Raw genomic sequence first — 18,289 nt, 5'->3', positions numbered from 1 at the left:
CCCGCGGACGGACGAGCGACCATGCGGACGCTGACAGGTATAGTCCACTTCCCGATGCCGGGGCAAGATCGAATGCAGCTTCGGTCGGCACTCTTTCCCGAGTCGATATCTCGCGGATACATGACACGCCCTTGAATTCCCCGTGCGCCCTCCGAACCTCTCCTGACCTCGGCCAATTGAGTGATACCGGCAACTTGCGACTCTTCGCATCGCATACGCCCCTTCCAACACCCTTGACACCACTGGCCACTTGACGCCCTACTGGACCCCGCACAGCGGATTGACAACGTTGTCCACTTCGCAAGGGATTCTGGTAGATGCGGCACAGATCTCGGCACGGATGGGTTTCCACATCACTTCTCGGCGCGACGGCATTAGCACTGGTGGCAGCCTCGCAGGGCGCCGCCGTCGCCCGGCCGGGCCAAGCAGCGGCAGTGGACCGGGAGTTCGCCTCCTCCTTCGAGGCGGACGATCCGGCCCCCGACTGGCTCAATACGGTCGATACGACACCTGACGGCACGAAACGCTCCTCGGGCGTGGACGGCGGCTTCAGCACCGGTATCCCCGGCAATGTCACCGACCACATCACCGATGTCCGCGCGAGCGGCGAGAACACCGGCGGCGGCGAGGGGAAGGAGAACCTCGTCGACGTCGAGCCGAGCACCAAGTGGCTGACCTTCGCGCCCACCGGCTGGGCCGAGTTCGACCTGGACGCCCCGGTCGAGCTGGCCACCTACGCGCTGACCTCGGCCAACGACCACGACGAGCGCGACCCCGTGGACTGGACCCTGAAGGGCTCCACGGACGGCAAGGACTGGAAGACCCTCGACAGCCGCACCGGCGAATCCTTCGGCGAGCGCTTCCAGACGAAGTCGTACGATCTCACCGAGCCGGCCGAATACCAGCACTTCCGGCTCGACTTCACCAAGAACAACGGCGCCTCCGACGCCCTGCAGCTCGCCGACGTGCAGTTCTCGACCGGCGGCGACGATCAGGAGCCCACGCCCAGGGACATGCTCTCCCTCGTGGACCGCGGCCCGAGCGGCTCCCCGACCGCCAAGGCGGGCGCCGGCTTCACCGGCAAGCGGGCCCTGCGGTACGCGGGCACGCACAAGGCGGACGGCCGCGCCTACTCGTACAACAAGGTCTTCGACGTCAACGTCCGCGTCGGGCGGAACACCGAGCTGGCGTACCGGATCTTCCCGTCGATGGCGGACGGCGACCGCGACTACGACGCCACGAACGCCTCCGTGGACCTGGCCTTCACCGACGGCACCTATCTGAGTGACCTGCGCGCCACCGACCAGCATGGATTCGCGCTGACCCCGCAGGGGCAGGGCGCCGCCAAGGTCCTGTACGTCAACCAGTGGAACAACGTCGCCTCACGGATCGGCTCCGTCGCGGCCGGCAAGACGGTGGACCGGATCCTGGTCGCGTACGACTCCCCCAAGGGCCCCGCGAAGTTCCGCGGCTGGCTCGACGACGTGGCGCTGCGGTCCGTAGCTCCCGAGAAGCCCAAGGCGCATCTGTCCGACTACGCGCTGACCACCCGTGGCACCAACTCCAGCAGCGGTTTCTCGCGCGGCAACAACTTCCCCGCGACGGCCGTGCCGCACGGCTTCAACTTCTGGACGCCGGTCACCAACGCGGGTTCGCTGAGCTGGCTGTACGACTACGCGCGTGCGAACAACGCGGACAACCTGCCGACCATCCAGGCGTTCAGCGCCAGCCACGAGCCCAGCCCCTGGATGGGCGACCGGCAGACCTTCCAGGTGATGCCGTCCGCCGCCTCCGGCACACCGGCCACGGGACGTGAGGCCCGGGAGCTCGCCTTCAAGCACGAGAACGAAACAGCACGCCCGTACTACTACGGCGTGCGCTTCGAGAACGGCCTCAAAGCGGAGATGACGCCCACCGACCACGCGGCGGCCCTCCGCTTCACCTATCCCGGCGACGACGCGAGCGTGCTCTTCGACAACGTCACCGACCAGGCCGGTCTGACCCTCGACAAGGAGAACGGGACGTTCACCGGCTACTCGGACGTCAAGTCCGGACTCTCGACGGGGGCGACACGGCTCTTCGTGTACGGGACCTTCGACGCGCCCGTGACCGACGGGAGCTCGTCGGGGGTCAAGGGCCATCTGCGCTTCGACGCGGGCTCCGACCGCACCGTGACTCTCCGACTGGCGACCTCCCTTATCAGCGTCGACCAGGCCAAGGACAATCTCCGCCAGGAGATCCCCGACGGCACGTCCTTCGACACGGTCAAGTCCCGCGCCCAGAAGCAGTGGGACCGGATCCTCGGCAAGGTCGAGGTGGAAGGCGCGACGCCGGACCAGCTGACGACGCTGTACTCCAGCCTCTACCGGCTGTACCTGTACCCCAACTCCGGCTTCGAGAAGGTCGGTTCGAAGTACCAGTACGCCTCGCCCTTCTCGCCGATGCCCGGCCCGGACACCCCGACGCACACCGGGGCGAAGATCGTCGACGGCAAGGTGTACGTCAACAACGGCTTCTGGGACACGTATCGGACGACCTGGCCGGCGTACTCGCTGCTGACACCAGGTCAGGCGGGCGACATGGTCGACGGTTTCGTACAGCACTACAAGGACGGCGGCTGGACCTCGCGCTGGTCCTCGCCCGGGTACGCGGACCTGATGACCGGCACCTCCTCGGACGTGGCGTTCGCCGACGCGTACGTCAAGGGCGTCGACTTCGACGCCAAGTCGGCGTACGAGGCGGCCGTGAAGAACGCGACGGTCGTCCCGCCGTCCTCCGGGGTCGGCCGCAAGGGGATGGGTACCTCGCCGTTCCTGGGCTATACGAGCACGGACACGCACGAGGGCCTGTCGTGGGCGCTGGAGGGCTACCTCAACGACTACGGCATCGCGAAGATGGGCCAGGCCCTCTACAAGAAGACGGGCGAGACCCGCTACAAGGAGGAGTCGGAGTACTTCCTCGACCGGGCCCAGGACTACGTCAACCTCTTCGATGACAAAGCCGGTTTCTTCCAGGGCCGCGACGAGAAGGGCGACTGGCGGGTCGAGTCCGCCAAGTACGACCCGCGCGTGTGGGGTTACGACTACACCGAGACGAACGGCTGGGGTTACGCCTTCACCGCACCCCAGGATTCGCGCGGCCTCGCGAACCTCTACGGCGGCCGTTCCGGCCTGGCCGAGAAGCTCGACGAGTACTTCGCCACGCCCGAGACGGCGTCGCCCGAGTTCGTCGGCTCGTACGGCGGCGTGATCCATGAGATGACCGAGGCCCGAGACGTACGTATGGGCATGTACGGCCACTCCAACCAGGTGGCCCACCACGTGAACTACATGTACGACGCGGCCGGCCAGCCCTGGAAGACCCAGAAGAACGTCCGCGAGGTCCTGTCGCGCCTCTACACCGGCAGCGAGATCGGCCAGGGCTACCACGGCGACGAGGACAACGGCGAGCAGTCGGCCTGGTTCCTGTTCTCCGCGCTGGGCTTCTATCCGCTGGTGATGGGCAGTGGTGAGTACGCCATCGGGTCACCCCTGTTCACCAAGGCGACGGTGCATCTGGAGAACGGCAAGGACCTGGTGGTCAAGGCGCCGAAGAACAGCGCGAAGAACGTGTACGTACAGGGGTTGAAGGTCAACGGCCGTACGTGGACGTCGACTTCACTCCCCCACTCGCTGATCTCCCGCGGCGGGGTTCTCGACTTCGACATGGGGTCGAAGCCGTCGTCGTGGGGGACGGGGAAGAAGGCGGCGCCGCCGTCGATCACGGATGACGACAAGGTGCCGTCGCCGCGGGCCGATGTCATCGAGGGCGAAGGGGCGTTGTTCGACAACACGTCGGCGACGGGCGGTTCTGCGGCCTCCATCGATCTCCCAATCGCCAAGGGGGCGAAGGCAGTTCAGTACACGCTGACGTCTTCGGATCGGGCAAAGGCTCCGAAGGGCTGGGTTCTGCAGGGCTCGTCCGACGGCAGCACCTGGAAGGACCTCGACAAACGCTCCGGCGAGTCCTTCGCCTGGGACAAGCAGACGCGCGCGTTCTCGGTCGCCAAGACGGGGACGTACGAGCGCTACCGGCTGGTCCTCGACGAGGAGGCGACCCTGGCGGAGGTGGAGCTGCTGGCCTGAGGCTCGCCGGTCCAATCCCCCCACGGGAAGGGCGGGCGCGGAGAAGGTCTCCGCGCCCGCCGCGCGTCAACGGTGCGCCGTGGCCGTCTCACTTCGGGTGACGCTAACTTCGTACACAAGACCACGACGCACACCGGCGTCCACACTCTTGGCCATGGGAGCAGTGATGACCACACCCGGGCAGGGACGGGCCACAGAGGACACCTGGATGTTCCCGCCGGCAGACGGCTGGACCTTCGACCAGGTCAAGCACTTGGAGCTGCCTTTCGACTGGGAACTCGTGGATGGAGTGATCGTGGCGCGTGGACAGACCAGGTTCTGGCACAACCGTGTCCGGGACAGGATCTCCGACGCCCAGGAAGCAGCGAGTATCGAGCCGTACTCAGTCGTGACCAAGCAGTGCGTGATGTTCGACGACCGGAACACCCCCAAACCCGATGTGATCGTCTTCGATCCCCGGAAGCTGGACTTCTTCCAGCTGGAGTGTGTCCCGGCCGAGAAGGTCGCCCTCGTGGTCGAGGTTGTCTCCCCCGGATCCCGCCAGGACGACCGGGTGCGCAAGCCCGCGCTCTTCGCCGAGGCCAAGGTGCCCTGCTACTGGCGCGTGGAGCTGGACCGGGACCAGCGGCTCGCGGTTCACGAGTACTGGCTCAACGCGGACACGCGCTCGTACTTCCCCGCTCCCATGCACCCGGTGCACCACGGCAAGCTGATCACCGAGGTGCCGTTCCCGGTCGAGATCGATCTCGAAGCGCTCGTCGGATTCTGATCCCGCGTGCGGCTGACGGACCCGGCGAGGTACCTCCCCGGGTCCGTCACGAGCGAGGTCAACCCACCCGGCAGGGATACGTCGTCGCCGGATCACCCCCGGAGCCCTCGACCGTGTACCCGAACGTCGTGCTCTCCCCCGGATCCAGCGAGCCGTTCCAGCCGGCGTTGTGGACCATCACGTTCTGCCCGGTGTAGGTCGCGCTGCCGCTCCACAGGCTCTCGACCTTCTGACCGCTCGGCAGCGTCCAGTCGACCATCCAGCCGAGCATCGAGACGTCGCCGGAGTTGGTGACGGTCACCTCGGACTGGTAGCCGCCGTTCCAGCTGCCCGTCGTCTTGCGGGTGGCCGTGCAGGTGCCCTGCACCGGCTCGGTGGGGTTGCCCGGCTCGCGGATGCCCGTGACCTCGCCGTTTCCGCCGTCGAAGACGACGTCGGAGCAGGAGTAGAAGGTCTCCTGGCTGTCGGAGCGCTGCCAGACCATGTAGATGATGTGACGTCCGTCCTTGCCCTCCGGAAGCTTGCCGGACCAGGAGTAGTTGGCCTCGACCGTGCCCGGGGAGCCGTTGAGCGGCGGGTGGTCGACACTCAGGAACGGCCGTTCCTCCATGTCGTTCCAGGTGAGCGGCTTGGTCGGGTCGAAGCCGTCCTTGGTGATGTACACGTAGAACCAACCCGGGTGCGCGGCCCACGCGTTGTACGAGAAGTCGACGGTCGCGCCCGAGGCCAGATGCGTCAACGGCCAGTCGCTGCTCGGGGTGTTGAAGCCGGTGAAGTTGGTGTTGCCGCCGCTGCACAGCTCGCCGTCGGGCACGAAGCCGCGGGTGCGGCCGGCGCCGTCGGAGCGCAGTACGGAGAACCAGTTGTAGAACGGCGTCGTACCGCTGACCTGCTGCGCCGCCTTGCAGGCCGGGTTCACGGGTTTGATCTCGCCGGTGTCGGTCAGGCCGTCCTGCCAGCACAGGAAGGTACGGCTGCCGGGTTTCATCGGGGTGCCGTGGGCCTCCGCCTCGCCGCCGGACGCGACCACGAGGCCGAGTGCGGGGACGGTGACGACGAGGGCGAGCAGCACAAGCAGCCATGCTCTGAGGCGAGTTGATGCCGCCAATGGCAGTAATCGAGGACTTTGAGGATTCATGACGACGTACGTCCCTTCGCGCTGCGGATGTGGGGGCGCTGCGGTTCTGTGAGGACGTGCGGGCGAGGTGGGAGAGCCCCGGTGGTTCGGGCAGGTTCCGGTCTGCCTCTCCACGCATTTGATGGGAGCGCTCCCACCTCACTCAGGGGGAAGATAGCGCCGCGCGTGCGGCTTGTAAACGCCTGGCGCACAAGCTGCCGCGGCTGCCGTACGACAAAGGGCCGCACCCCCGTCACCAGGGATGCGGCCCTCAACTGCCGTACCGAACCGCTTACTTGCGGATGAGGTTGCGCAGCACGTACTGCATGATCCCGCCGTTGCGGTAGTAGTCCGCCTCGCCGGGGGTGTCGATGCGGACGACCGCGTCGAACTCGACGCCGGTGTCCGTGGTGACCTTGACCGTGCGGGGCGTGCGGCCCTCGTTCAGTTCGGTGACGCCGGTGAAGGAGAAGGTCTCCTCGCCGGTCAGGCCCAGGGACTCGGCCGTGGCGCCCTCCGGGAACTGGAGCGGGAGTACGCCCATGCCGATGAGGTTCGAGCGGTGGATGCGCTCGTACGACTCGGCGATGACGGCCTTGACGCCCAGCAGCGCCGTGCCCTTGGCCGCCCAGTCACGCGACGAACCCGAGCCGTACTCCTTGCCGGCCAGGACGACCAGCGGGGTGCCCTGCTCGATGTAGTGGCGCGAGGCGTCGTAGATGAAGGAGACGGGGGCGTCCGGCTGGGTGAAGTCGCGGGTGTAGCCGCCCTCGGTGCCCGGCGCGATCTGGTTGCGCAGACGGATGTTGGCGAACGTACCGCGGATCATGACCTCGTGGTTGCCGCGGCGGGAACCGTACGAGTTGAAGTCGCGGCGCTCGACGCCGTGCTCCGTGAGGTACTTGCCCGCCGGGGTGTCGGCCTTGATCGCGCCGGCCGGGGAGATGTGGTCGGTGGTGACCGAGTCGCCCAGCTTGGCGAGGACGCGGGCGCCGGTGATCTCCTGGACCGGCTCCGGGTCCATGCCCATGCCCTCGAAGTACGGAGGCTTGCGGACGTACGTCGACTGCGGGTCCCACTCGAAGGTGTTGCCGGTCGGGATCGGCAGCGCCTGCCACTGGGCGTCGCCCGCGAAGACGTCGGCGTAGGACTTGTTGAACATGTCCTCGCCGATGGCGTTCGCCACGACGTCGTTGACCTCGGCCTCGGTGGGCCAGATGTCTTCCAGGTATACGGGCTTGCCGTCCTGGTCGGTGCCCAGCGCGTCCTTGGTGATGTTCACCTTCATGGAGCCCGCGATGGCGTACGCGACGACCAGCGGCGGGGACGCCAGGTAGTTCATCTTGACGTCGGGGTTGATCCGGCCCTCGAAGTTGCGGTTGCCGGAGAGCACCGAAGTGACCGCCAGGTCGTGCTCGTTGACCGCCTTGGAGACCTCCTCCGGCAGCGGGCCGGAGTTGCCGATGCAGGTGGTGCAGCCGTAGCCGACGAGGTTGAAGCCGACCTTGTCGAGGTAGGGGGTGAGCCCCGCCTTGTCGAAGTAGTCGGTGACGACCTTGGAGCCGGGGGCGAGCGTGGTCTTGACCCAGGGCTTGCGCGTCAGGCCCTTCTCGACCGCCTTCTTGGCCACCAGCGCGGCGGCGACCATGACGTACGGGTTCGAGGTGTTGGTGCAGGAGGTGATGGCCGCGACCGTCACGGCACCGTGGTCGATCTCGTAGGTCGAGCCATCGGGGGCGGTGACGGTGGTCGGGTTGGACGGGGCGCCGTTCGGGGCGACGGCCGGGGCGTCGGAGGCCGGGAAGGATTCCTGGCCCGCCTCGTCCACGCTGTCCACGTAGTTACGGACGTCGGTCTTGAACTGCTCGGCCGCGTTCGCGAGGACGATACGGTCCTGCGGGCGCTTCGGGCCGGCGATCGACGGGACGACCGTGGAGAGGTCGAGCTCCAGCTTCTCGGAGAAGTCGGGCTCGGCGGCCGGGTCGAGCCAGAGGCCCTGCTCCTTGGCGTACGCCTCGACGAGCGCGAGCTGCTGCTGCGAACGGCCGGTCAGCTTCAGGTACTTGATGGTCTCGTCGTCGATCGGGAAGATCGCGGCGGTGGAGCCGAACTCCGGCGACATGTTGCCGATGGTGGCGCGGTTCGCGAGGGAGGTGGCGGCGACGCCCTCTCCGTAGAACTCGACGAACTTGCCGACGACGCCGTGCTTGCGGAGCATCTCGGTGATGGTCAGCACGAGGTCGGTGGCGGTGGTGCCGGGCTTGAGCTCGCCGGTCAGCTTGAAGCCGACGACGCGCGGGATGAGCATCGAGACGGGCTGGCCGAGCATCGCGGCCTCGGCCTCGATACCGCCGACGCCCCAGCCAAGGACGCCGAGGCCATTCACCATCGTGGTGTGCGAGTCGGTGCCGACGAGGGTGTCGGGGTAGGCCTGGCCGTTCCGGACCATGACCGTACGGGACAGATGCTCGATGTTGACCTGGTGGACGATGCCGGTGCCGGGCGGGACGACCTTGAACTCGTCGAAGGCGGTCTGGCCCCAGCGCAGGAACTGGTAGCGCTCGCGGTTGCGGCCGTACTCCAGCTCGACGTTCTGCGCGAAGGCCTCGTTGGTGCCGAACTTGTCGGCGATGACGGAGTGGTCGATGACCAGCTCGGCCGGGGCGAGGGGGTTGATCTTCGCGGCGTCGCCGCCGAGCTCCTTGACGGCCTCACGCATGGTCGCGAGGTCCACGACACAGGGCACACCGGTGAAGTCCTGCATGATCACACGGGCGGGGGTGAACTGGATCTCCTGGCTGGGCTGGGCCTGCGAATCCCAGCCGCCCAGGGCCCGGATGTGGTCGGCGGTGATGTTCGCGCCGTCCTCGGTCCGGAGCAGGTTCTCCAGCAGCACCTTCAGGCTGTACGGAAGGCGAGCCGAGCCTTCCACCTTGTCCAGCCGGAAGATCTCGTACGACTCGTCGCCCACGTTCAGTGTGGCGCGGGCGTCGAAGCTGTTCGCCGACACGACAGTCTCCTTCATTGATGTGCGCGTACCACCGCATCCTGCCGCCACGCCGGTTGGCCGATCAGCTAAGGTAAGGCTAAGTTAGGTGACCCTTACCGGTCCTTGCGGCCGAGGTACGCCTCGGCAGATATCTCGATGTCGAGATAACTCTAGTACATGACCGCTGTTCGGTCATGCCCGGTGCCCGTGTCCCGTCTCAGGTATGCCCGGGCAGTCTCAGTCGATCGTGGGCAGAGCTACCGAGGCAGCCTCAGCCTGGCTGGAGCATTGCCCCCCGACTACCTCGGAAGTGCTGAGACTGTGCCAGCCGCTGAGCTGGCGTCCGGGAGGGAGGACGGGGGAGGTGGCTGGAGGTCAGTTGAGGACGGTAATCACCCAGCAGGCGCGGACAGTTGGTCGCGAATACGTCTTACTGTTCAGAAATGACCTGGATACCACTGCTTGCGGCACTTGTCGGCGCCGTGATCGCCATGGGATCGGCACTGCTGGTGGAGCGCCGGAAGACACAACGAGAGACAACGGCCGAGTGGCACAGAACACGACGGGAGCTCTATACGAGGTTCCTCGCAGCCCACGCTCAGGCCGGCAGCGACCTGCGCAACATTGCAGCCACACCCGACCTTGAGGCGAGTGAGAGGTACCGGCAAACACGCGCGGCCTACACGCACTGCTACGCGTCCCGTCACGAGTTAGAACTCGTCGCCCCGCGCACTGTCGTCGGGCCAGCCGAGGAATGCAGCCGGGCAGTCCGAATGATGCGCGACGCCGTCAGCGCGGGAGCGCGTATCGACAGCGATCAGTTCGAGGAACTGACGCGCAGGTACCTGGATCTGCGCCTGGAGACCCGGGACGCCATGCGTTCAGACATCTGGCATGGCAGGTGATGGCTCCGGCAGGGGCAGCGGATTCATGGCAGTGCCCAGGATCGTTTGGGACAACGCCCGGTACCTGTCTCAAGCGATCGCGGGCACCCCAGGTCAGGGCCTCGGTCTACCCACGATCGTTTGAGACAGGACACCCGTGATCGGTGGCGGTGCTGTCGGAGGCCAGGGCGACTCTGCCCGTTGCGACGACGAGGGCGCCGAGTCCAGCGCTTGCCGCCGCGGCGAGGAGGGCCAGCCAGGCACCGACGTTCTGCGCCAGTAGTCCTGCGACGACGCTCCCTGCGGCGACGCCGAGTTCCTCTCCCGCGACCATCCACATCATGGATGCGACTGCTGTGTGTTGTGACGCATGGACGTCCAGCAGTTCGAACAGGCAGATCGTCATGGGCGCGAGCGCGGCGCCTGTGCTCAGGAGAAGGATCACCAAGGGCAGCGGTGTCGAGACGGCGGCCAAGAGGGCCAGGGAGAGTGCGAGCCAGGCGAAGGTGGTGAGGTAGCCGGTGGCCGGCGAAGCCGCCCGGCGACGGGTGCCGAATCGCGCGCCGACGAGTGCGCTGCCCAGGGCAAGGCAAGCGAACAGCCAGCCCGAGTCGGCTACTGACCCGCTTTCAGCGGCTCGGGCGGGAAGGCCGACGGTCAGCGCCCCCAGAAACAGGCCCGCGCATGCGTTGGCGGCGAGCAGAAGGCGAAGGGCCGGGGAGGCCGGGACGCCGCCGGTGCGTGATGCCGCCGGAGGGCGACGGGTTGGCGGGTGGGAGATCACCAGGCAGGTGCTGGCCGTCAGGAGTGCCGCTGCGGTGATCACGCCCAGGCGTGGTGAGTGGACGGCGGATGCGGCCGCGACGAGTGGTCCGCAGATCTTGGTCACTTCTGTGAGGACCGCGTCGAGGGCGTAGGCGCTGTGCACCAGGTCCTTGGGTGCCGCTTGTGCCCACAGGGGGCGGATGCTGGCCACGATGGGCGGGGCGGCGGCGCCGGTGAGTGCGCCGAAGCAGATCAGTTGCGTGGTTCCCGCCGCGGTGGCCAGGCCTGCGGCGGCCAGGGCGGTGATCAGGGTCAGGGCGACGAGAGGCAGGCGTTGGCCGTAGCGGTCGACGAGGCGTCCGCGCAGCGGTCCTGTCACGGTGCCACCCATGCCCCAGGCGCCGGCAACGGCCCCGGCGTCCAGGAAGGACCCGGAGGAGCCGTGTCCGAGCAGCACGGTGGCCAGCGGGAAAACGGCGAAGCCGAGTTTGCCGGTGGCGGTGGCAGCAGTCAGCCGGCGAGCCGCCCCGTATCGCAGCAGGTCCACGTAGACACGCATCACAGCACGCTCGCATGGGCCTGTCTGCCTGCTGAAGTTCCGGTTCCGCCATTGCCGTGGTCAAGGCTTTCCCCAACCCGGCGCTGCCGGGCTTCCGCGGCCCTTGCCGACGAGTCGGCAGCGGTACACGCTGTCCGCTCCCGAGTGTTCACCGAACAGGCAGACGGTTCCGTAGCCCTCTTGCTCTAGCAAGTAATAAGCAACAAGCTATTCGGGTCCTTACTGTCTGCCACGGATGCGGAGTCAGCCGTGCCCCAACTGCTGCCGGATACCGGACCGCAACGCGTCTTAGCCGCATCGAACTTCGGCCACACCGTGCACCGCATGCGCCCATGGTCGGGGGCCGGGCCGCGATGAACCAGGGCCCTGGGACCGTCAAGTCGATCGCGACGAGACGTATCGTCTTGCCAAGCGCTCCGTCATGCCGTACGGTCCTCCGCATGGGTTCCCTGTGAGAAAGCCGGCGCCGACGGCGTAGAGCACCGCTCCGCCGTCGCCGCGCCCCGTCGTGCCCTCTCATCCACCCGATCCGGCCCGGGACAAAGCCCGCGGCCAGGAGGGAACCGCTCATGCGCGGCTCACAACTCACCCTTCACCACGTCTCCAAGCGCTATCCCGGCCGCACCGTGCTCGACCAGGTCTCCTTCACTCTGAAGCCGGGCGAGAAGGCCGGGCTCATCGGTGACAACGGCTCCGGCAAGTCCACCCTCCTGCGGCTCATCGCGGGCCAGGAACGCCCGGACAGCGGCGAGTTGACCGTGACCGCCGCCGACGGCATCGGCTATCTGCCGCAGACCATCCCGCTGCCCCCGACCGCCACCGTCCAGGACGCCGTCGACCTGGCCCTCGCGGACCTGCGCGGACTGGAGGCGGAGCTACGCCGGGCCGAGCAGACGCTCGGCGACGGCGCGGACCCGGCGGCACTCGCCGTGTACGCCGCCCTCCTCGAGCGCTACGAGGCGCGCGACGGCTACGACGCCGACCACCGCGTCGACCTCGCCCTGCACCATCTCGGCCTGCCAGCCCTCCCCCGCGACCGACGACTCGGCACGCTCTCCGGCGGCGAGCGTTCCCGGCTGGCCCTGGCCGCTGTCCTCGCCGGCCGCCCGGAGCTGCTGCTCCTGGACGAGCCGACGAACGACCTGGACGACCGCGCCGTGGAGTGGCTGGAGGCGCAGCTGCGGGCCCACCGCGGCACCGTGCTCGCGGTCACCCACGACCGCGTCTTCCTGGAGCGCCTGACCTCCACGGTCCTGGAGGCCGAGGCGGGAAAGGTCACCCGGTACGGAGACGGCTACGCCGGCTACCGCACCGCCAAGGCCGCGGAACGCCGCGGCCGGCTCCAGGAGTACGAGGACTGGCGGGCCGAGCTGGCCCGCAACGAGCGGCTGGCCGTCGGCCATGCGGTCCGCCTCGACCGCATCCCGCGCAAGGCCGCGCTGGCCAACTTCGGCCATGGCGGCTTCCGGGCCCGCGGCCGGGCGCACGGTGTGATGGCCCGGATCCGCAACGCCCGCGAGCGGGTCGACCGGCTGACGGCGAACCCGGTGGCGCCGCCACCGGAGCCGCTGGCCTTCACCGCGCGCGTCGGGACCGCGAGGGACGGCGCAGCCGCCTCGGCGGCGGAGCTCCCCTCGGTACAGCTGTCGGACGTACGCGTAGGAGACCGCCTCCGCCTGGGCTCCCTCACCCTCGGCCGCTCCGGCCGGCTGCTGGTCACCGGCCCCAACGGCGCGGGCAAGACCACGCTGCTGAAGCTGCTCGCGGGTGAATTGCGGCCCGACGAGGGGTCGGTGGAGGTACCGGGCCGGGTGGGCCATCTGCGCCAGGACGAGACGCCGTGGCCGCCGGGCCTGACGGTGGCGGAGGCGTTCGCGCTGGGCCGCGTGGGCTCGGCCGACGAGCACGCGGACGCCCTGCTGACCCTCGGCCTCTTCCGCCCGGTGGAGCTCCGGCTGCGTATCGGCGAGCTGTCGTACGGCCAGCGCCGCCGCGTGGACTTGGCACGGCTGGTCTCGGAGCCCGCGGACCTCCTGCTGCTCGACGAGCCGACGAACCACCTGTCCCCGGCGCTGGTCGAGGAACTGGAGGCGGCGCTGACCGACTACCCGGGCGCGATCGTCCTGGTCACGCATGATCGCGCGCTGCGGAAGCGGTTCCGGGGCGCGCATCTGGATCTGCCGGAGGGGGCTGGGGTCCGCTTGGGATAACGGCCAGGCAGTGAGACTCCCGCGGCCACAGCCCCGCGCCCCTTCGTTGACGCGCCCCTTCGTCGAAGGGGCGCGGGGCCGCACCGGACCTCCGCGAGCAGCCGATGGCCGTGCGGTGCGGCGTGCCGTCCCTGATCCCGGGTACCCATCCGGGGACGAAAGGAGGCAGTCATGCCCCTCACGTTCCGCAAGAGTTTCCGGATCCTGCCGGGGGTGCGGTTGAACATCAACCGCCGCTCCTGGTCCATCACCACGGGCGGGCGGCACGGGCCTCGGCACACGCGCAGCAGCACCGGGCGGCGGACCACGTCGTTCGATCTGCCCGGGCCCTTCGGGTGGCGCAGGACACACACCGCGACCCGGCGTCGTCGCGGTGCCGACCTCACCAGGCGTCTTCGCGGCCGGGCCTGAGGGTCCGTCACTCGAATGGACCCCCCGGGAAGGTGACATCTCATATCCGAGATAGCCTTCCGGCATGGCAGACGACTACCTCGTACGCATCGGCAAGCTCATCCGTGACGCCCGTCAGCACCGTGGCTGGACACAGACACAGCTGGCCGTCGCGCTCAGTACCAGTCAGAGCGCCGTGAACCGCATCGAACGCGGGAACCAGAACATCAGCCTTGAGATGATCGCCCGCATCGGTGAAGCCCTGGACAGCGAGATCGTCTCGCTCGGGTACGCGGGTCCGATGCATCTACGAGTGGTCGGCGGCCGTCGGCTCTCCGGCTCCATCGACGTGAAGACCAGCAAGAACGCGTGCGTGGCGCTGCTGTGCGCGACCCTCCTGAACAAGGGGCGCACGGTGCTGCGCCGGGTGGCCCGCATCGAGGAGGTGTACCGCCTTCTCGAGGTGCTCGGCTCCATCGGCGTACGCACCCGGTGGATCAACGACGGGGTGGACCTGGAGATCGTGCCCCCGGCGGACCTGGACCTGGGCACCATCGACGCGGAGGCGGCCCGCCGTACGCGCTCGATCATCATGTTCCTCGGCCCGCTGCTGCACCGTATGGACCAGTTCAAGCTGCCGTACGCGGGCGGTTGCGACCTAGGTACCCGGACGATCGAGCCGCACATGATCGCGCTGCGCCGGTTCGGCCTGGACATCACCGCCACCGAAGGGCTGTACCACGCGCAGGTGGACCGGTCCGTCACACCCGGCCGGCCGATCGTGCTGACCGAGCGCGGGGACACGGTCACCGAGAACGCGCTGCTCGCCGCCGCGCGCCACGACGGCGTGACCGTCATCCGCAACGCCTCGTCCAATTACATGGTCCAGGACCTGTGCTTCTTCCTGGAGGCCTTGGGCGTACGGGTGGAAGGCATCGGTACGACGACGCTGACCGTGCACGGTGTGCCGACCATCGACGTGGACGTGGACTACTCGCCCTCGGAGGACCCGGTCGAGGCGATGAGCCTGCTGGCCGCCGCCGTCGTGACCGAGTCGGAGCTGACGGTGCGTCGAGTGCCGATCGAGTTCCTGGAGATCGAGCTTGCGGTCCTGGAGGAGATGGGCCTCGATCACGACCGTACGCCGGAGTACTTCGCGGACAACGGCCGTACGCGGCTGGTCGATCTGCGGGTCCGCCCCTCCAAATTGGAGGCGCCGATCGACAAGATCCACCCGATGCCGTTCCCCGGCCTGAACATCGACAACGTCCCCTTCTTCGCGGCCATCGCGGCCTCCGCGCAGGGCAAGACGCTGATCCACGACTGGGTCTACGACAACCGCGCGATCTACCTGACGGATCTGAACCGTCTGGGCGGGCGTCTCCAACTCCTCGACCCGCACCGGGTGTTGGTCGAGGGCCCGACCCGCTGGCGCGCGGCCGAGATGATGTGCCCGCCCGCGCTGCGCCCCGCCGTGGTCGTCCTGCTGGCGATGATGGCGGCCGAGGGCACGTCGGTGCTGCGGAATGTGTACGTCATCAACCGGGGGTACGAGGATCTGGCGGAGCGGCTCAACACGGTGGGGGCGCAGATCGAGATCTTCCGGGATATCTGAGGGGACTTCTCAGTACGGCTCAGTCGTCAGTCGTCCTGGTCCGCCATCCGCTGGGCCCGTGTCCCGCCCGGGGTGCAGGTGATGTCGTACGCGAGGTCGTCGGCGTCGTCGGCGCTGGGCTCCGCCTCCAGGCGGGTCACCGGGGCGGGGCCGCGCTCCACGTCCTCGTCGAAGGCGTAGCCGTCGGCCGGGCTCCAGGAGACGAGGTACACCGTCCCGTCGGGTCGGCACTCGACCGTTGCGGTGCCGCCGGTGAAGCGGACGGTTTCCGTCTGGCTGGTGGGGGACGCGCTTGGCGAGGACGGGAGCGGCGAGGTGTGGGTGGCGGGGGCCTGGGAGTCGTGTGGTGCGCTGTCGGAGTTGGAGGAGCTCGGCGCGGGGGCGGCGGAGGCCTGCGGCGTCTGTTCCGCCAGGGCGCGCCGTACCGCCGCGTCGTCCAGGGCACGTCCGTGTGCGGGCGGGCCCTCGTCGGCGCTCGCCAGTTGCCAGGCGCCCAGTCCGCCCGCGCCCGTGCCGATGGCGACCCAGGCCGCGGTCACCAGGGCGCTGCGCCACTTCACCGGACCACCTCATCGTGTCGTCAGGACTCGCCCTCACCAGGAGGACGCACCGGGCTCGTACGGAGCCGCCCCCGCACCGTCTCGCAGAAAGACCCTCGCGCACCCTTCCCTAACGCCCGGTTAAGACACGTACAAAGGAACACCCCCGCGAGGCCGGGCTGTTCACCCGAAATACATCTTGCATCAACTCCCTGGCTACCGTGTCCGCATGGCTCATCTACTGGTCGTGGAGGACGACCCCGCCCTGCGCGGTGCGCTGGTGCGTGCTCTGCGGGACCGGGGGCACGCGGTGGCGACGGCACCCAGTGGGATGGCGGGGCTCGACGCGGCGGTGACCAGCCCGCCGGACCTGGTCGTGCTGGACCTGGCGTTGCCGGATGTGGACGGCGGGCAGGTGCTGCGGATGCTGCGGGCCGTCAGTGACGTACCGGTGATCGTGGCGACCGCGCGGGACGAGGAGCCGGAGATGGTCGCGTTGCTGGAAGGCGGCGCCGACGACTACATCGTGAAGCCGTTCGGGGCGGCCCAGCTCGACGCGCGGATCAAGGCGGTACTGCGGCGACTGGGCCCGGTCGAGCAGGAGGAGCCGCTGCGGGTCGGCGGACTCGTCGTGGACCCTGCCGCCCGTGAGGTCACCCTCGACGGGCGGGCGCTGGACCTTACTCCCCGGGAGTTCGACCTGCTGGCCCACCTGACCCGCCGTGCCGGCCAGGTCGTCCCCCGCCGCGAACTGCTCGCCGAGGTCTGGCAGCAGCCGCTCGGCGGCACCGACAAGACGGTCGACGTCCATCTGTCCTGGCTGCGGCGGAAGTTGGGGGAGACGGCTCAGGCGCCGCGCTATCTGCATACGGTCCGCACGGTGGGAGTGAAGCTGATGGCCCCCGGGCCGGGCAGTGGGCCTGACGGCGCCGGCCAGCCCGGCCTGCCCCATGGGTCCGACGAGGAGGGCGGGTCGTAGTGCGGCGCCGCCTCCTGCTGCTGACCGGGGCCACCACCGCCCTCGTACTGGCAGCCCTGCTGGTGCCCCTCACCCTGCTCACGCGGACGCACGCCGCCGACCGCGCCACCGCGGAGGCGACCGCGCGGGCGCAGTGGATGGCGTCGGCGGTGGGGCCCGTACTGGCAGACGGCGCACAGGGATCCGCGGCCGCCGAGCAGACGGAGCATATGGAACAGATGGAACAGATCGCGCGGAGCGTCAACGGGCCCGGTCTGCCCAAGGCGTCGCTGATCCTCGCCGACGGCACGGTCGTCGGTGCTCCCGCCGAGGTCACGGACGCGGTCAGACTCGCGCGCACGGGGCGGGCGTTCACCTACGAGCCGCCGGACGGCGGGCGGGTCGTGCTGGTCCCGGTGCACGGGGCCGCGGACGGCACCGCGGTGGTGCACGTGGCCCTGAGCCAGGGGCAGTTGCACGACGGCGTCTTCACATCATGGCTGGTCCTGGCGGGGATCGGTGCCGGCCTCGTCCTGCTCGGGCTCGTGCTCGCCGACCGGTTGGGCGCACGGCTTGTGGGCGCGACGCGGTCGCTGGCCGGGACGGCGGACCGGCTGGCCGCGGGTGACCTGACGGCCCGTGCGGAACCGGCGGGCCCGCCCGAACTCCGCCTGATCGCCAGCCAGTTGAACAAGCTGGCCGCCCGCATCGACGAACTCCTCGCCGCCGAGCGCGAGAACGCCGCCGATCTCGCCCACCGCCTGCGCACCCCCGTCGCCGCCCTCCGGCTGGACGCCGAGACCCTGCGCGACCCCGCCGAGGCCGAGCGCATCGCGGCGGGCGTGGCCGCGCTGGAGCACAGCGTGGACGAGGTCATCCGCCGGGCGCGACGCCCCTTGCGCGAGTCCGAGCCCATCGCCGACCTGTCGGCCGTCACGCGTGAACGGACCGCGTTCTGGCTGCCGTTGGCCGAGGACCAGGACCGCGCCGTCGAGGTCGACGCCCCATCCGGCTCGCTCCGGGTCCCCGTACCGCCCGACGAACTCACCGCCGCGCTCGACGCGTTGATCGGCAACGTGCTGGACCACACCCCCCAGGGCACCGGCTTCCGCGTCACGGTCCGCACGACCGGCGAGGCCGCCGAGCTCCTCGTGGAGGACGAGGGGCCCGGCTTCCCGGACCACGGCGCCGGTCCCCATCCCACCGCCCGCGGAACCAGCGGCGTCGGCTCCACCGGCCTCGGCCTGGACATCGCGCGCCGCACGGCGGAGGAGGCGGGCGGCACGTTCACGGCGGACAACTCACCCGGGGCGAGGGTGACGCTCTCGTTCCAGACGGCCATCGACTGACCCACCAGCTCCGAGGCCGCC

The 18,289-nt window shown here is 69.0% G+C and carries 12 protein-coding genes; 8 read left to right on the top strand and 4 right to left on the bottom strand.

Annotated features, from left to right (window positions below):
- Nucleotides 1–317: 317 nt before the first annotated feature.
- The gene (locus tag G6048_RS12640; protein WP_206341522.1) at nucleotides 318–4,124 is read left to right on the top strand and encodes a GH92 family glycosyl hydrolase; all 3,807 of its coding nucleotides are present in this window, start codon (nucleotides 318–320) and stop codon (nucleotides 4,122–4,124) included.
- Nucleotides 4,125–4,278: 154 nt separating this feature from the next.
- Entirely contained in the window at nucleotides 4,279–4,893 is a 615-nt protein-coding gene (locus tag G6048_RS12635) for a Uma2 family endonuclease (protein WP_165339599.1), read from the top strand.
- 58 nt (nucleotides 4,894–4,951) lie between these two features.
- Here G6048_RS12635 and G6048_RS12630 read toward each other — a convergent pair whose 3' ends face one another.
- Nucleotides 4,952–6,031, bottom strand: a complete 1,080-nt coding sequence (locus G6048_RS12630; protein ID WP_165339598.1) for a lytic polysaccharide monooxygenase auxiliary activity family 9 protein — start codon at nucleotides 6,029–6,031, stop codon at nucleotides 4,952–4,954.
- A 271-nt stretch (nucleotides 6,032–6,302) separates the two neighbouring features.
- A complete protein-coding gene (gene acnA, locus G6048_RS12625; RefSeq protein WP_165339597.1) occupies nucleotides 6,303–9,020 on the bottom strand; it encodes an aconitate hydratase AcnA in 2,718 nt (905 codons plus the stop codon).
- A gap of 422 nt (nucleotides 9,021–9,442) precedes the next feature.
- Between acnA and G6048_RS12620 the strand changes: the two genes are divergently transcribed.
- A complete protein-coding gene (locus tag G6048_RS12620; protein ID WP_165339596.1) occupies nucleotides 9,443–9,904 on the top strand; it encodes a hypothetical protein in 462 nt (153 codons plus the stop codon).
- Between the two features lie 106 nt (nucleotides 9,905–10,010).
- Here G6048_RS12620 and G6048_RS12615 read toward each other — a convergent pair whose 3' ends face one another.
- Entirely contained in the window at nucleotides 10,011–11,207 is a 1,197-nt protein-coding gene (locus G6048_RS12615; protein ID WP_165339595.1) for an MFS transporter, read from the bottom strand.
- A gap of 569 nt (nucleotides 11,208–11,776) precedes the next feature.
- On the opposite strand from G6048_RS12615, the gene G6048_RS12610 reads away from it, so the two are divergent.
- The 3 genes from G6048_RS12610 to G6048_RS12600 all read left to right on the top strand — a co-directional run bounded on the left by G6048_RS12610 (nucleotide 11,777) and on the right by G6048_RS12600 (nucleotide 15,422).
- Nucleotides 11,777–13,417 (top strand): TlrC/CarA/OleB/SrmB family ABC-F type ribosomal protection protein, encoded by a 1,641-nt coding sequence (locus tag G6048_RS12610; protein ID WP_165339594.1) that lies wholly within the window; start codon nucleotides 11,777–11,779, stop codon nucleotides 13,415–13,417.
- A 171-nt stretch (nucleotides 13,418–13,588) separates the two neighbouring features.
- A complete protein-coding gene (locus tag G6048_RS12605; RefSeq protein WP_165339593.1) occupies nucleotides 13,589–13,828 on the top strand; it encodes a DUF4236 domain-containing protein in 240 nt (79 codons plus the stop codon).
- Nucleotides 13,829–13,892: 64 nt separating this feature from the next.
- A complete protein-coding gene (locus G6048_RS12600) occupies nucleotides 13,893–15,422 on the top strand; it encodes a UDP-N-acetylglucosamine 1-carboxyvinyltransferase (protein ID WP_165339592.1) in 1,530 nt (509 codons plus the stop codon).
- Nucleotides 15,423–15,448: 26 nt separating this feature from the next.
- Here the strand turns inward: G6048_RS12600 and G6048_RS12595 are convergent, their stop codons facing one another.
- Nucleotides 15,449–15,982 carry a hypothetical protein gene (locus G6048_RS12595; RefSeq protein ID WP_165339591.1) on the bottom strand — a complete coding sequence of 178 codons (534 nt, stop codon included), beginning with the start codon at nucleotides 15,980–15,982 and terminating at the stop codon, nucleotides 15,449–15,451.
- A gap of 208 nt (nucleotides 15,983–16,190) precedes the next feature.
- Between G6048_RS12595 and G6048_RS12590 the strand changes: the two genes are divergently transcribed.
- Both G6048_RS12590 and G6048_RS50890 read left to right on the top strand, forming a co-directional pair.
- Nucleotides 16,191–16,940, top strand: a complete 750-nt coding sequence (locus G6048_RS12590; protein ID WP_165339590.1) for a response regulator transcription factor — start codon at nucleotides 16,191–16,193, stop codon at nucleotides 16,938–16,940.
- Nucleotides 16,940–18,268 (top strand): sensor histidine kinase, encoded by a 1,329-nt coding sequence (locus tag G6048_RS50890; RefSeq protein ID WP_165339589.1) that lies wholly within the window; start codon nucleotides 16,940–16,942, stop codon nucleotides 18,266–18,268. The genes G6048_RS12590 and G6048_RS50890 overlap by 1 nt, the downstream gene beginning before the upstream one ends.
- Nucleotides 18,269–18,289: the final 21 nt, after the last annotated feature.

Source organism: Streptomyces ureilyticus (assembly GCF_011045025.1).
Lineage (GTDB): Bacteria > Actinomycetota > Actinomycetes > Streptomycetales > Streptomycetaceae > Streptomyces > Streptomyces ureilyticus.
Note: the sequence above shows the minus strand (reverse complement) of the source record. Positions and strands in the feature narration are given on the sequence as shown.

What these genes read in the sequence shown, in the direction of transcription:
- G6048_RS12640 (WP_206341522.1), top strand. Translation starts at nt 318, where the DNA reads ATGCGGCACAGATCTCGGCACGGATGGGTTTCCACATCACTTCTCGGC.
- G6048_RS12635 (WP_165339599.1), top strand. Translation starts at nt 4,279, where the DNA reads ATGGGAGCAGTGATGACCACACCCGGGCAGGGACGGGCCACAGAGGAC.
- G6048_RS12630 (WP_165339598.1), bottom strand. Translation starts at nt 6,031, where the DNA reads ATGAATCCTCAAAGTCCTCGATTACTGCCATTGGCGGCATCAACTCGC.
- G6048_RS12620 (WP_165339596.1), top strand. Translation starts at nt 9,443, where the DNA reads ATGACCTGGATACCACTGCTTGCGGCACTTGTCGGCGCCGTGATCGCC.
- G6048_RS12615 (WP_165339595.1), bottom strand. Translation starts at nt 11,207, where the DNA reads ATGCGTGTCTACGTGGACCTGCTGCGATACGGGGCGGCTCGCCGGCTG.
- G6048_RS12610 (WP_165339594.1), top strand. Translation starts at nt 11,777, where the DNA reads ATGCGCGGCTCACAACTCACCCTTCACCACGTCTCCAAGCGCTATCCC.
- G6048_RS12605 (WP_165339593.1), top strand. Translation starts at nt 13,589, where the DNA reads ATGCCCCTCACGTTCCGCAAGAGTTTCCGGATCCTGCCGGGGGTGCGG.
- G6048_RS12600 (WP_165339592.1), top strand. Translation starts at nt 13,893, where the DNA reads ATGGCAGACGACTACCTCGTACGCATCGGCAAGCTCATCCGTGACGCC.
- G6048_RS12590 (WP_165339590.1), top strand. Translation starts at nt 16,191, where the DNA reads ATGGCTCATCTACTGGTCGTGGAGGACGACCCCGCCCTGCGCGGTGCG.